Source organism: Pseudoalteromonas sp., from assembly GCF_041613455.1.
Lineage (GTDB): Bacteria > Pseudomonadota > Gammaproteobacteria > Enterobacterales > Alteromonadaceae > Pseudoalteromonas.
This window is the reverse complement of sequence record NZ_JBFJHD010000074.1, coordinates 1-13,451: the sequence shown is the minus strand read 5'-3', so window position 1 is coordinate 13,451 and position 13,451 is coordinate 1. Positions and strand designations below refer to the sequence as shown.

Here is a 13,451-nt window from a genome sequence, read left to right as displayed (position 1 = left end):
CTTCTGACGTTTTATGGATGTTTTGTTGGCTCTGCAAGTTACAGTTTACTGGCGAGCGCTCAATAGCAGCATGCGCTAAAAGCTGGGTTTAAAAAAGCACATAACATCACGGCTATGTGCTTGTTAGTTTGCTTATTCGTGAGTGGAATAACAAGCCAACGCGTCTTCAACACTAAAGGCACCATCGAGTAATGACTTGCCTAAAATGACGCCACCGACTCCCAGCGCTTTAAGTTGTTTAATGTCTGCTAGTGAGCTTACCCCACCTGAGGCTTGCACTTTAATATCTGCATTATGATTAATTAAATCTTCATAAAGCGCAAACGACGGGCCGCTCATGGTGCCATCTTTACTGATGTCCGTGCATAAAAAGTCAATAACACCCAGGTCAACGTAAAAATCGATCAGTTCAAATAAGCTAAACTCAGATTCGTTTAGCCAACCGTGTGTGGCCGGTGCCCAGCCGTTAGTGGTTTTGTTTACATCAAGGGCAATCACAAAATGCTGTGCACCAAATTTCTCTATCCACGCTTGAACTTGTTCACGCTGTTCGACTGCCATTGAACCAATCACCACTTGGTTTGCACCTGCTTTTAGCCAATCGCTCACATCTTGCTCTGCACGAATACCACCACCCACTTGATAGGGTACATTGAGCGCTTTAGTGGCGGCTTGAATGAGCTGCCACTGTTTTTTACTCGGATCACGCGCACCTTCTAAATCGACGAGGTGCAGTTTGCCTGCGCCACTGTCGGCGTAGGCTTTTAATCGAGCGCCCAGCTCAAAGGGGTAAAACTGTGCGGTATCATATTTTCCTTGATACAAACGCACAATTTGATTTTGTAATACATCTAATGCGGGAATAATCACGATAAATCTCTTTTTAGTTTAGGAGGGCAGTTTATAACTGCCAATCAACAAAGTTTTGTAATAAACGGGTGCCTGTTTTAGCACTGCGCTCAGGGTGAAATTGCATGCCGGCATAATTGTCTTTGGCAACGATAGCAGAAAAAGTTTGCCCGTACTGCCCGCTCACTAACGTCGCGTCGTTTACCGTGTGCGCAAAGCTATGCACAAAGTACACTTGCTCGTCAGGGCTTAGCCCTTTGGTTAATGGGTGCGCTTGGTTTATGGTCAGATTGTTCCAGCCCATGTGCGGAGAGGTGAGCGTGCCAACATCAAGTGCTTTAACATGGCCGGGTATTTTGCCTAAGCATTGCACGTTACCTTCTTCGGTGCTTTCACACAGTAACTGCATCCCTAAACAAATCCCCATTAAAGGACGCTGGTATTCGTTTATTGCTTGCTGCCAACCGTTATCAACTAAGCGTTTCATGGCCACAGAAGCATGCCCCACACCCGGTAAAATAGCGCGTTCAAATCCGGCCAGTTGCCCAGGTGAGGTGATCACCGTGGGGGTGTGCCCTAAACGCTCAAACGCAAAACGTACTGAATTAATATTGGCACACCCGGTGTTAATTATCGCAATCATAAACACCCCTTAGAGCTGGCGGTTTGCTGGCTGGTATCTTGTGCAATCGCCATGCGCAGTGCGCGTGAAAAAGCTTTAAATAAACCTTCTACTTGGTGGTGACAGTTGCCATCGCTCACCGATAAAATCAGGCTGATGGCCGCGTTATCCGATAAGCTTTTAAAAAAGTGCTCAACCATTTGTACGTCTAAATCACCAACTTGTTGACGGCTAAAGTTCGCGTTGAGTACAAACGAGGCTCGCCCCGATAAATCAATTTGTGCCTCGGCTTTACATTCATCCATCGGCAGTGCAAAGCCATAACGGGCAATTTGCGACTTGGTGCCAAGCGCTTGTTTTAATGCCACACCCAGTGCAATTCCTATGTCTTCAACAAGGTGGTGCTCGTCTATGTGTAAATCGCCTTTGGCATTGATGTTTAAACCAATATTGGCGTGGGTGCGAATTTGATCAAGCATATGATCAAAAAAACCTAACCCTGTGGTTATGCTGCCGTTCTTTGTTTGATCTAGATTAATCGCCACATCAATTTGTGTTTCTTTGGTGTTTCGAGTAACGCGGCCTTCGCGATTTGCTGTGGTGAGTTGAGTAACAATGGCCGGCCAGCTGCCCGTGTATAAAATGCCTTCGCAACATAAGTTTTGCGCCAAGCCAATATCGGTTTGGCGATCACCAATTACATAAGAGCGGGCTAAGTCGACCTTGCCTGAGCGCATCAGTTCGGTGAGTAAACCGGTTTTAGGTTTACGGCAATCGCAGTTTTGCTCGTCAAAGTGTGGACAAATTAATACTTCATCAAAGCTTATACCTTGGCTTTGTAATATCTCCATCATCTTATCTTGCGCAATATCAAAATCAGCAGTGGGGAAACTATCGGTGCCTAAGCCATCTTGGTTCGACACCATAACGAGGCGGTACCCGGCCGCTTGTAGTTGTAATAAAGCAGGAATGACACCGGGTAAAAATGCCAGCTTTTCAAGGCTGTCTACCTGCTTGTCGCTGACGGGCTCTTCAATAATGGTGCCATCGCGGTCGATAAATAAATACGGGTTACTCATGATACGGTTTGTCCTGCTGATAGTGGTGAAGGCAATGTGAGGCCATCTAACCAAATTTTTACTTGTTTAAGCTCTTGCTCGCTGCCAATTGAAATGCGTAGCCAGTCATTTTCACCGTAAAGGGTAAAAGCACGCATCACTAAGCCTTGCTCAAGTGCCTGATTAAAATAGTTTTTGTTAGCTAATCTTAAAGTAACAAAATTGCCTTCTCCAGTGAGAATTTTTAATACAGCCCCAGAGCTACGCAACCAGGTGATTAATTGCTGTTTTAAATTGTTTAATACTTCAACTTGCTCGCGCATCAGCGCAATGGCATCACTGGTAAGTGCTTGGGCGGCAATCGATGCAACCACGGTTGACACTGGGTACGGTGCAATAACTTTACGAATGGGGGCAAGTAAGTGTGCCGGTGCTAAAGTAAAGCCGGTTCTAAGGCCTGCTAATGCGAACGCTTTAGATAATGTACGCAGCACTACCAGGTTATTAAACTGCTTTATAAGCTGCGCAGCGCTGTGCGCTGGGCAAAACTCAATATACGCTTCATCCACAATAACCAGTGCCTTGTCGGCAAGTGCCGTGGCAAGCGCCTTAATTTTATCAAGCGGGGTTAAACTGCCAGTGGGATTATTGGGATTACAAATAAACACCAGTTTTGAACTACCTACCGCGGTCACGATGTCAGCAACACTGCCATTAAGTAATAACGCTTGGCTTAGAGCGTTTATTGCTACGTTATGCGTATCGGCCGTGACTTTATACATACCATAGGTGGGTAAAAATAGCGCAATACTGTCTTTACTCGGTTCGCAATACGTACGCACTAACAGCTCAATGCCTTCATCAGCACCACGGGTCATTAACACATTGTCGCTTTCAAGCTGACTATACGCAGCGTAGCGGTCAATCACCTGTTGTGGTTGTGGGTCGGGGTAACGATTTAAATCTGCAATTGTCAGCTCAAGGCTTTCTGCATACGGACTTTCGTTGGCATTGAGCCACGTTGTGCCGGTTAGCTTTTCACTTTTAGCTGAGCTATACGCCGCCAGTGCGGCAATGTTATTGGGTAATAAAGCTGACGCTGCTTGGCTATTATTGCTCATTATTAATTGCCTCTAAACGGATAGCGACCGCATTTGCGTGGGCATCAAGGCCTTCTGCATTGGCCAGCGGAATAATCGCTTTTGAAAGTTGGGTTAAGCCGGTTTTAGTAATGGTTTGCACGGTATAAGTACGAAAGAAATCTAACAAATTTAAGCTAGAATACGTGGCGCTGTAGCCATACGTGGGTAACACGTGATTAGTGCCTGAGGCATAATCGCCCGCAGATTCGGGAGTGTAATCACCAACAAACACAGAGCCGGCATTCTTTACCTTATCTAGGTAAGGAGTGGCATCGGCTAGTTGTAAAATTAAGTGCTCAGGGCCGTACTGTGCTGACACCTCAAACGCTTGGGCTATTGAGTCAACTAAAATAAGCGACGAATTCGCTAACGCCTGCTCAGCAGTGTCTTTTCGGCTTAAGTTAGCAAGTTGACGAGTCAGCGCCTCTTGCGTTTGTGCAATAATGGCTTCGCTGTTACTGAGTAAAATAACTTGTGAGTCTGCACCGTGCTCTGCTTGAGACAGTAAATCGGCGGCAATAAACTCAGGATTAGCACGCTCATCGGCAATCACTAACACTTCGGATGGACCAGCTGGCATATCAATCGCCATACCAGGAATGGTTTGTGCCACCAATTGTTTTGCCATGGTGACAAAGCTGTTACCTGGGCCAAAAATCTTATTCACTTTTGGTACTGATTCTGTGCCGTAGGCCATAGCAGCAATCGCACCGGCGCCACCACTTTCAATAATGGTGTTAATACCACACAATTTTGCCGCGTATAAAATCGCTGGATTAATACTTTGCTCACCTTGCACTGGGGTGGTTAATACCACGGTTTTAGCGCCACTTAGCTGCGCTAATACGCCTTGCATGATGACCGATGAAGGTAAGGGCGCACTGCCACCAGGCACATAAATACCTACCGCTTCAATGGCTTGGTATTTAAGCTCACATTCAACACCGGGTTGCGTTGTCAGTTTAATATCTTTAGGTAATTGCGCTTGATGAAAGCATTTGACGTTTGCATACGCGGTGTCAATGGCGTACTTAAGCTCTGGGCTGAGTGCGTGCTCTGCCGCGTTTATTTCAGCAACAGGCACCTGTAACCTCGGGTTGGCTCGGTTATCAAACTTTTTAGCCAGTGCTATCAAAGCGGCATCACCTTGCTGTGCTACATCGGCTAAAATGGTTTTACAAATTGCTTCAACTTTACTGCTTGCAGCCACAGCGGGGCGGTTAAGCGCCGCTGTTTGTGCTGCTACAGACTCCTCATTCCAACGAAACATGCGTGTTACTCCATCATTTTTTCAATAGGCATGACTAAAATAGAGTTAGCGCCGAGTGATTTTAACTGCTCCATGGTTTCCCAAAACAGGGTTTCACTGCTTACCATGTGTAACGCGACGTAGTCGTCAGAGCCGGCAAGAGCCAATAACGTAGGTTGCCCCGAACCAGGTAAAATTTCACAAATTTCATCAAGTTTATCTTTTGGTGCGTGTAACATGATGTATTTGCTTTCTTTTGCTTGTTTTACTCCACGTAAACGCGGCATTAGCTTGTTGATCAGCGCGAGCTTATCGCTATTTTGTAAATCTTTATTTTGAATTAAACAAGCATTTGACTCTAAGATGGTATCGCCTTGCATTAAGCCATTGGCTTCAAGCGTGGCGCCGGTAGATACTAAATCACAAATTGCATCCGCTAACCCTGCGCGAGGAGCAACTTCAACAGAGCCGGTGAGCATCACGGTGCTGGCGTTAATGCCTTCACGCTTTAAATACTGCTTTAAAATTTCAGGGTAGGTGGTGGCAATGCGTTTGCCTTCAAACCAACTTTTATCTTGCTGGCCAAGCTCTTGAGGCCACGCCAGTGCTAAACGACAAAACCCGAAGTCTAATTTAGCTAACTTGGTTACGTCGCTTGGCACGCCGAGGCGCTCGCGTTCAGCTTGCACTTCTACTAACACGTTTTCACCCACTATGCCTAAATCACACACCCCTTCCATGACTAAACCAGGGATATCGTCATCGCGCACCCGTAGTACGTCTATTGGCATATTGGTAGAGTGCGCGATCAAGCGTTGTTCACGCAGGTTAAGTTTAATGCCCAGTTGTTTTAATAGCTCTTGGCAATCTTTAGATAGGCGGCCGCCTTTTTGGATGGCGATACGTAGACGAGTGCTGTTATTCATTGTTCATTTTCCTTTAAATTAAAAACTAAAAAGCCCCGAGGCGGAACCTCGGGGCGAAAAATGAATCAATATTTTATCAATCGCTAGAGGTTCCTTTTAGGAATAACCTCTCAGCGAAATACCTGACAGGTTATTCCGATGAATGATGGTGATGCATTGATGTCAGGTTAAAGCGCATTATTTTTTCCTATTAAACGGCACGTTAATAACGGGCAGTTGCTATGTGGTTTATTTAAATTTCGCATTCATAAAAACATATTCGTTTACATTCTGGCAAGCACTTTTTTTCATAATTAAAGAATATCTTATAACTGCCGCTAATATTGGCCAGAGCAGACTATACTAACAGTGTATGATTGATTATTTATTGTGCGCTATTGCGTGATAAATAATCGCAGAATTATGTGAAGGAAGTAGTGATGGATATTATGATCCCTTATTTAGGGCAAATAACGCGATTAACACTTGAACCTAAAGGCGCTTTTCATATTGCTGGGGTAAGTAAAAGTACCCGATCAGATAAAGTGCAGCTTGAAGAACGTAAAAAACGTGAATTAGAAAAAAAGCAAAAACGCTTAGCAATTGAAGATCACCGTGATAACACCCCCAGTAGCGAAGCCGACCAAGAGGCGGAAACACACTTAGATACATGGGCATAAATAAGCAGGCGTTTATCATTTATTACCTATGGCGTGTGCCAAAGCGCACTGCGCTTACTATCAAATTGAGCGACAAAAAAATTCAGCGATAGTTATTTATCTCTTAGCTTTTGTATTCGCTTGCCCTTGTTGCCTCGCTTACGTAAAATCCCGCTACTATTTCTTGTAAAGTGATTGATATTATCAAACAGCTGTTCAGTGCAACCGGGCCGTTAGCATTATCCTTAAAGGGGTATACCCCACGCCAGCCGCAAATCGATATGGCCGTGGCGGTTGCAGATGCCCTAAAAAACAGCTCTCAGTTAGTGGTCGAGGCGGGTACCGGCACCGGTAAAACGTTTGCTTATTTGGCACCGGCGCTTAAATCGAAAGGCCGCACTATTATTTCTACTGGCTCTAAAGCCTTACAAGAACAGCTTTATCATCGCGACTTGCCGCAATTAGTGAAAGCACTTGGTGCGGCTAAAAAAACAGCGCTACTAAAAGGGCGTGCAAACTATTTATGCACTTATCGCCTTAACCAGCACGTGGCGCACGTACCCACAGACGACCCCGACGTAATGCATCAATTAGCGATGGTGGCTAAGTTTGCCAGTGAAACGCAGTCGGGCGACTTAGCCGACTGTGTGGGGATTGAAGACGATGCCAAGGTATTACCTTATGTAAATTCAACGGCAGATAATTGCTTAGGTAAAGAGTGCCCAGACTTCCAAGACTGTTATATACGTAAGGCGCGTTTAACGGCGGCAGAGGCTGATATTGTGGTGATCAACCACCATTTATTTTTTGCTGATATGGCAGTAAAAGAAAGTGGTTTTGCCGAGTTAATGCCTAAAGCAGATGCCTATATTTTTGATGAAGCGCACCAGTTAAGTGAAATTGCCAGTGATTATTTTGGTGAAAGCGTGAGTACAAAAAAGCTGGTGGATTTGATTAACGACCTACGCGCTATCTATCGCGCCGAAATTCCTGACATGTTACAGCTTGGCAAAAGCTTAAATAAGCTTGAAACCAGTGTGGCCGACTTACGCTTACAGTTTGGAATTGATGGTAGTCGCGGTGATTGGCGAGAAAAACTCAGCGATAAACAGATATGCGCCGCATTGCACCGTGTGATCAGTGATCTCGATTTTGTGTATCAAGTATTAAAGTTGTGTTTAGAGAGAAGTGATAAAATTGAACACCCGTTTGAGCGTACACTGGCATTTAAAGGCCAGTTAGAGCGAGTATTTGATACCGCACAAACCGGGTTTAGTTATTGGTACGAAACAACACGTCGCTTTTTAACCATCAACATCACACCACTTAATATTTCAGCTAAATTTGCGCAAATGATGCAAGATAGCGCGGCTGGGTTTGTGTTTACCTCGGCCACCTTATCAGTGGATAATAATTTAGCCCATTTTAATGCCAGCTTAGGGTTAACGCCAAAGCAAAGCATGATGGTGGATAGCCCGTTTGATTACCCTAATCAAGCATTATTATGTTTACCGCGTTATCTTCCTGAGTCGCATGCCGATAATATGCCCCATGCGATTGTTAAATTAACGCTTGAGCTGATAAAGTCGGCGCAAGGGCGATGCTTTGTACTATTTACCAGTTATCGTATGATGCACTTGGTAGCCGAAGGCTTAACCACGCAAATCGATTACCCGGTATACATGCAAGGGCAAATGTCGAAACGTATTATACTCGAAAAGTTTACCCGCCATGGTAATGCGGTGCTGTTAGGCACGGCTTCGTTTTGGGAGGGGGTCGATGTACGAGGTAGCACACTTAGTTGTGTTATTATTGATAAATTACCCTTTGCTGCGCCCGACGATCCGTTACTGCAAGCGAAAATGCAAGACTGCCAAATGCAAGGTAAAGACCCGTTTGCACATATTCAATTACCGCAAGCGGTGATAGCACTCAAGCAAGGCGTGGGGCGCTTAATACGTGACAGCAAAGACAAAGGCGTACTAGTAATATGCGATAACCGCTTAGTGACACGCCAATATGGGCAAGTATTTTTAAAAAGCTTACCGCCAATGCGTCGCACGCGGAGCTTAGAAGATGCCAATAAATTTTTACAACAAATTAATTAGAGTAATCAAATGATCAAAAGTAATATTCTTGCCCTTGATGCTTCAACGGAAGCACTGTCAATTGTACTGCATTATCAGGGCCAAACATTTCATCATTTTGAAGAGTGTCCGCAGCAGCACAGTCAAAAAATACTGCCATTAGTAGACACACTGTTAAGTAAAGCGAACTGTAAATTAAAAGACTTAGACGTAATAGGGTTTGGCCAAGGTCCTGGCAGTTTTACCGGTGTGCGGATCAGTGTCGCTATAGCGCAAGGGCTGGGGTATTCGTGTAATTTACCCTTAGTGGGAGTGTCAACACTTGCTATCATGGCGCAACAAGCCTTGGAGCAGCATGGCCACAACAGTGTTTACTCAAGTATAGATGCGCGTATGGGGGAAATTTATTTCGCTCATTATCAGGCACATAATGGCCTTATGCAGTTGCAGGGTGATGAGTGTGTGATTAAACCTGAGTTATTGAATAAACAGCATATTAGTGATCTCAGTCAGGCTGCGGTTGGCGTGGGCACGGGGTTTAAAAGCTACCCAGACACACTCCATGACTACGACAATCTGGTGATAGATACGAACATAACGCTCCCTGATGCGCGCTTTATGTTAGCCATTGTTGACGCACACTATTTAGCAGGCAATGGCGTGAAAGCCAGTGACGCGCAACCTAAATACGTACGTGACACCGTTACCTGGAAAAAGCTACCAGGACGTGAGTAGAGATTTATATTGCCAGTATTTGCAAATTGATTGTTTTTAAATCATAATTTTAATTATGTTTTAAGGTTGGAGGTGCGTAATGACGCTGCCTATTGGTTCCGGATTTTTTACCGGCGATATTCCCGGCAAAATAACCGCTACACACAGTGTAACTAACAAACCCCAAGGGTTGTTAGCAGCTCCTGACGCGCAAAAAACAGCAAACGACTATGTAAAAAACAGCCGTGAAGGGCAGGTACTGGCACAGCAGTTTTTTCAAAGCAATGCGCAAAATACGCAGTATAGCCAAACTATTTACGACCAACCTAGTGCTAAGGTTAGTAAGGCGATTTCTACCTATACAGAGTTTGCTAATTTAGAACGTCGCGCCGCAGTGCAAGACTTAATTGGTGTTGATATTTACGCCTAACAAGTGCAATAGTTACTGTTTTTAAAGCCCAGTATATAACACAATTATATACTGGGCTTTTTCTTGCACTTTAGTTATGTATTGGGCGTTATATTGACCGCAAAAAAAGCCCGACTATCAAAGCGGGCTTTGTGATTAATATTGTTTTGTGTAGGCTGTGCGGCAAAAAGCTGATAACAATGACTGTAAGCTAAAACGCTGTTAAGTTTTACCGCGATAACTGCAATAGCAGAGCTAGTTGTTGATAACGTTAATTAACTTATCGGCTATCTCGGTATTGTTTTGTGAGCCAATAAATTGTTCGCTGCCTTTACCATAGGCAAATACTTGTACATCAACCGCGGTATGTCCACCCGTCGTCCAGCCGGTAAAACTGGCGGTATTAATAATATCTTTCACTGCTAAATTTAACGTTTTCTCGCCCATTTTTTTTGCTTGTTCGAGTTTAATTTTATTTTCCACGGTAAACTCAATACTGCTATGCGCAGCCCAAACCGGCGCTAAGTCGGATGCCGCCATTAACAGCTGAGTTAATTTTGACGCACTGGCTTTGATGCCTTTCACCACCTCTGTGTCCCACTTATATTGGCCGTGGGCACCTAAGGTTAGGCCACCCGTTGAATGGTCAGCAGTCACCACTAAAATGGTATCGGGGTTGGCATCTACATACTGTTTCGCGAGCGTAACAGAGTGTGCAAAATCATCCATTTCCGCCATTGCGCAGGCGATATCGTTAGCGTGACCACACCAATCAATTTGGCTGCCTTCGATCATCACAAAAAAACCAGTGTCATTGCTTTTGGTTAATAATTCAAAGGCTTTGGCGGTAAGCTGTGTTAACCGCGTAGGGTTTTTATCTAATGCAAAGGGTAGCGCTTTAGGGGCGTATAAGCCAATCGCCGGTAACTGAGTGATCTCTGCTAAGTGGCTAATGTCGTCGCCGTATTGATACCCAGCCGCTTTAAACTCAGCCACCAAGTCGCGATCTTCACGAATAAAATAGTGCGTGCCACCGCCTAGCAGTAAATCGACCGGTAATTTGCCATTAATTTTATTATCAATATAGTCATTGGCAATGGCATCGTAGTTTTTACGCGATTCATTATGCGCGGCAAAACTAGCGGGGGTGGCGTGATTAATTTGCGAGGTGGCGACCAAGGCGGTGGTCATGCCGCGTTGTTTGGCTATTTCTAGCATAGTGTTAACAGGCTGCTTGGCTGTATCTACGGCGATAGCGCCGTTATAGCTTTTTTGCCCGCTGCTTAATGCGGTGGCGCTGGCAGCGCTGTCGGTGACATAGGTGTGATCGTCAGGGTAGGTGTGTGCCATGCCGGTGAGAATACTATCAAAAACAGTGCTTTCAATCTCTTTAGTACTTGCATCGTCTTTAAAATAGCGATACGCAGTGGTGTAGGCGGGCCCCATACCATCGCCAATCATGTATATTATATTTTTCGCTGCTTGCTCGGCATAAGCGCTGGATGTTGCGAGTAAAAGTGCCATTAAACTAAATTGTTTTTTCATTATTGTCCCATTATACGTGTACCTATTTAATCACTTAGCCCATTGTATACAGTTAAGATGATAAATAAATTAATCGCGATGAATCACTAAGCTAAAAACACGGCGCCTAATCTTTGCGGTATTAGTTGCGGTATTAGCGCCGACGCGTTTAGCCTTAGTGCGCTGTATTGCGCTGTTATTAAAATCAATAAATACACTCAATACGTGAGCTACGTGTGCATTGTGTTGGCAACCGCAACACGTTTAGCTTACAGTGTGCTTGCGCGTAATTGATAGCTGAATATTAGCCAATCGATTTGTGGTAACAGCAGGCTAAAGGTAAGGAACAAAAGTATGCAGCCATTCAATATACAACTCGAACATTTAAATATACATGGCTTAAAAACCGGTAGTGGCGATGAAGTGGTGATTGCCCTTCATGGCTGGCTCGACAATAGTGGCAGTTTTATGCCTATGCTTGCACAGCAGCAGTCAGCGCAAACTTGGTATTGCCTTGACTTTGCCGGGCATGGGTTAACCTCATGGCGCAGCCCCGATGCGCATTATTACTTTGTTGATTACATAGACGATGTATTTCAATTTATTAATGCATTGGGGGTAAAAAAAGTGCACCTAGTGGGGCACTCTATGGGGGCTATGGTGGCGGGTTTATTCGCCAGTTGTTTTAGTGACTACGTTAAGTCGGTTACCTTTATAGAAGGCATTGGCTGTGTCACTACACCCAGCGCCGAGGTGTGTCAGCAATTAAAAAGTGCGGTGTTAAATCGTGCGCGAGTAAAAACAAAAAAAACGCGGGTTTATCAATCTAAACAGCAGATTTATGCCGCGCGTGCACAGACTAGCGATTTAACTGACGCACATATTAGCACCTTAATGGCGCGTAATATTACCGCAGTTGAGGGCGGTTTTGCGTTAACGACCGACCCCAAGCTTAAAAATCACTCTGGTTTTCGCTTTGATGAGGCGCAATGTATTGCTGCAATAAAAGATTTAATCGCGCCGTGTCAGTTAATAATAGGCAACCAAGGTTATCAATTTGTAACTGATAATCTAAAAAAGTATGCTAACTATTACAATAACTTAAGCGTTGCGAGGGTTGAAGGCGGGCACCACTGCCATATGCAGAGCAGTAAGCACTGTTTTGAACAGGTTCAGTCATTTATAGTGCAAAATAGCGGGGGTTAATTGTATATTGCGGTTAAATGTGGGATTATTCTAACATTAGAGTATTTGCTCAATTGTCAAAGTGCCTTACTTAGATTAAGGTTAATAAAAATATAACTATAAACAGGGGCTAAGAGTGGAAAAAATCTGGCTTAAGCGCTACCCAGAAGGTACGCCTGAAACAATCGATCCTGAGCATTACGCGTCATTACTCGAAGTGTTTGAAAAAAGTTTTTCTGATTACAAAGATTTACCTGCATTTACTAATATGGGTAAAACCTTGTCTTATGATGAAATTGATACGGCTACTAAACAAGTTGCGTCTTATATTCAAAATGATTTAGGCCTGAAAAAAGGTGACAAAGTGGCTGTAATGATGCCGAACTTGTTACAAACGCCCATCTCTATTTTAGGTATTTTACGTTCCGGCTGTGTGGTTGTGAATGTGAACCCACTTTATACTGTGCGTGAGCTTGAGCACCAACTTAAAGACTCAGACAGCGTGGCAATATTTATCTTGGCAAACTTTGCCGACACACTCGAAAAAGCACTCCCGCATACCGATGTTAAACATATTGTGGTTACTCAAGTAGGTGACATGATGGGCGGTGTGAAAAAGCATCTGGTCAACTTTGTAGTTAAATACATTAAAAAAATGGTGCCAAGCTACAATTTGCCTAACCCGATAAGTTTTTGTGATTTGTTAACCGCAGACAGCAACGCCTATACTCGCCCTGATGTTAATTTAACTGACTTAGCGTTTTTACAATACACCGGCGGTACCACCGGGGTGTCTAAAGGGGCGATGCTAAGCCATGGTAATTTAGTGGGTAACCTTGAACAGGTATCGGGCTGTTTAGATCCGGTGCTGGATCGCGGTAAAGAAGTGGTGGTAACCGCGTTACCGCTCTACCATATTTTTGCGTTAACCGCTAACTGTCTTACCTTTATGAAATACGGTGGCTTAAACATACTGATCACAAACCCACGTGATATGCCAGGCTTTATAAAAGAGCTAAGCAAAAGTAAATTTACTGCCATTACTGGG

General features: G+C 44.3%; 13 protein-coding genes. 6 read left to right on the top strand and 7 right to left on the bottom strand.

The window, feature by feature from the left end:
* Positions 1-132: 132 nt before the first annotated feature.
* Genes ABYB02_RS08920 through hisG form a run of 6 tightly spaced genes read right to left on the bottom strand, consistent with a single transcriptional unit; the run spans position 133 to position 5,846 of the window.
* Positions 133-870 (bottom strand): 1-(5-phosphoribosyl)-5-[(5-phosphoribosylamino)methylideneamino] imidazole-4-carboxamide isomerase, encoded by a 738-nt coding sequence (locus ABYB02_RS08920; protein ID WP_372762121.1) that lies wholly within the window; start codon positions 868-870, stop codon positions 133-135.
* A 31-nt stretch (positions 871-901) separates the two neighbouring features.
* Complete coding sequence (gene hisH, locus ABYB02_RS08915) at positions 902-1,492, bottom strand: imidazole glycerol phosphate synthase subunit HisH (RefSeq protein WP_372762120.1); 591 nt, start codon at positions 1,490-1,492, stop codon at positions 902-904.
* Positions 1,489-2,550, bottom strand: coding sequence for a bifunctional histidinol-phosphatase/imidazoleglycerol-phosphate dehydratase HisB (gene hisB / locus ABYB02_RS08910; protein WP_372762119.1), 1,062 nt, complete (start codon positions 2,548-2,550; stop codon positions 1,489-1,491). Before hisB ends, hisH begins: the two co-directional genes overlap by 4 nt.
* Complete coding sequence (gene hisC / locus ABYB02_RS08905; protein ID WP_372762118.1) at positions 2,547-3,650, bottom strand: histidinol-phosphate transaminase; 1,104 nt, start codon at positions 3,648-3,650, stop codon at positions 2,547-2,549. Before hisC ends, hisB begins: the two co-directional genes overlap by 4 nt.
* Positions 3,640-4,941 carry a histidinol dehydrogenase gene (hisD, locus tag ABYB02_RS08900; protein ID WP_372762117.1) on the bottom strand — a complete coding sequence of 434 codons (1,302 nt, stop codon included), beginning with the start codon at positions 4,939-4,941 and terminating at the stop codon, positions 3,640-3,642. Before hisD ends, hisC begins: the two co-directional genes overlap by 11 nt.
* Before the next feature lie 5 nt (positions 4,942-4,946).
* Positions 4,947-5,846 carry an ATP phosphoribosyltransferase gene (hisG, locus tag ABYB02_RS08895; protein ID WP_372762116.1) on the bottom strand — a complete coding sequence of 300 codons (900 nt, stop codon included), beginning with the start codon at positions 5,844-5,846 and terminating at the stop codon, positions 4,947-4,949.
* A 419-nt stretch (positions 5,847-6,265) separates the two neighbouring features.
* On the opposite strand from hisG, the gene ABYB02_RS08890 reads away from it, so the two are divergent.
* From ABYB02_RS08890 to ABYB02_RS08875, 4 genes are all read left to right on the top strand, one after another.
* Positions 6,266-6,505, top strand: a complete 240-nt coding sequence (locus tag ABYB02_RS08890) for a hypothetical protein (protein WP_372762115.1) — start codon at positions 6,266-6,268, stop codon at positions 6,503-6,505.
* Positions 6,506-6,675: 170 nt separating this feature from the next.
* Positions 6,676-8,592, top strand: coding sequence for an ATP-dependent DNA helicase (locus ABYB02_RS08885; RefSeq protein ID WP_372762114.1), 1,917 nt, complete (start codon positions 6,676-6,678; stop codon positions 8,590-8,592).
* Between the two features lie 9 nt (positions 8,593-8,601).
* Positions 8,602-9,306, top strand: coding sequence for a tRNA (adenosine(37)-N6)-threonylcarbamoyltransferase complex dimerization subunit type 1 TsaB (tsaB, locus tag ABYB02_RS08880; RefSeq protein ID WP_372762112.1), 705 nt, complete (start codon positions 8,602-8,604; stop codon positions 9,304-9,306).
* 79 nt (positions 9,307-9,385) lie between these two features.
* Positions 9,386-9,715, top strand: coding sequence for a hypothetical protein (locus tag ABYB02_RS08875; protein ID WP_372762111.1), 330 nt, complete (start codon positions 9,386-9,388; stop codon positions 9,713-9,715).
* A gap of 234 nt (positions 9,716-9,949) precedes the next feature.
* On the opposite strand, the gene ABYB02_RS08870 is transcribed toward ABYB02_RS08875, so the two are convergent.
* Complete coding sequence (locus tag ABYB02_RS08870) at positions 9,950-11,239, bottom strand: alkaline phosphatase (protein WP_372762110.1); 1,290 nt, start codon at positions 11,237-11,239, stop codon at positions 9,950-9,952.
* Positions 11,240-11,572: 333 nt separating this feature from the next.
* On the opposite strand from ABYB02_RS08870, the gene ABYB02_RS08865 reads away from it, so the two are divergent.
* On the top strand, positions 11,573-12,424 hold the full coding sequence (locus tag ABYB02_RS08865; RefSeq protein ID WP_372762109.1) for an alpha/beta fold hydrolase: 852 nt from the start codon (positions 11,573-11,575) through the stop codon (positions 12,422-12,424).
* Between the two features lie 115 nt (positions 12,425-12,539).
* The coding region (locus ABYB02_RS08860; RefSeq protein ID WP_372762108.1) for an AMP-binding protein at positions 12,540-13,451 on the top strand (912 nt) is incomplete at its 3' end.

What these genes read in the sequence shown, in the direction of transcription:
- hisH (WP_372762120.1), bottom strand. Translation starts at nt 1,492, where the DNA reads ATGATTGCGATAATTAACACCGGGTGTGCCAATATTAATTCAGTACGT.
- hisB (WP_372762119.1), bottom strand. Translation starts at nt 2,550, where the DNA reads ATGAGTAACCCGTATTTATTTATCGACCGCGATGGCACCATTATTGAA.
- hisC (WP_372762118.1), bottom strand. Translation starts at nt 3,650, where the DNA reads ATGAGCAATAATAGCCAAGCAGCGTCAGCTTTATTACCCAATAACATT.
- hisD (WP_372762117.1), bottom strand. Translation starts at nt 4,941, where the DNA reads ATGTTTCGTTGGAATGAGGAGTCTGTAGCAGCACAAACAGCGGCGCTT.
- hisG (WP_372762116.1), bottom strand. Translation starts at nt 5,846, where the DNA reads ATGAATAACAGCACTCGTCTACGTATCGCCATCCAAAAAGGCGGCCGC.
- ABYB02_RS08890 (WP_372762115.1), top strand. Translation starts at nt 6,266, where the DNA reads ATGGATATTATGATCCCTTATTTAGGGCAAATAACGCGATTAACACTT.
- tsaB (WP_372762112.1), top strand. Translation starts at nt 8,602, where the DNA reads ATGATCAAAAGTAATATTCTTGCCCTTGATGCTTCAACGGAAGCACTG.
- ABYB02_RS08875 (WP_372762111.1), top strand. Translation starts at nt 9,386, where the DNA reads ATGACGCTGCCTATTGGTTCCGGATTTTTTACCGGCGATATTCCCGGC.
- ABYB02_RS08870 (WP_372762110.1), bottom strand. Translation starts at nt 11,239, where the DNA reads ATGAAAAAACAATTTAGTTTAATGGCACTTTTACTCGCAACATCCAGC.
- ABYB02_RS08865 (WP_372762109.1), top strand. Translation starts at nt 11,573, where the DNA reads ATGCAGCCATTCAATATACAACTCGAACATTTAAATATACATGGCTTA.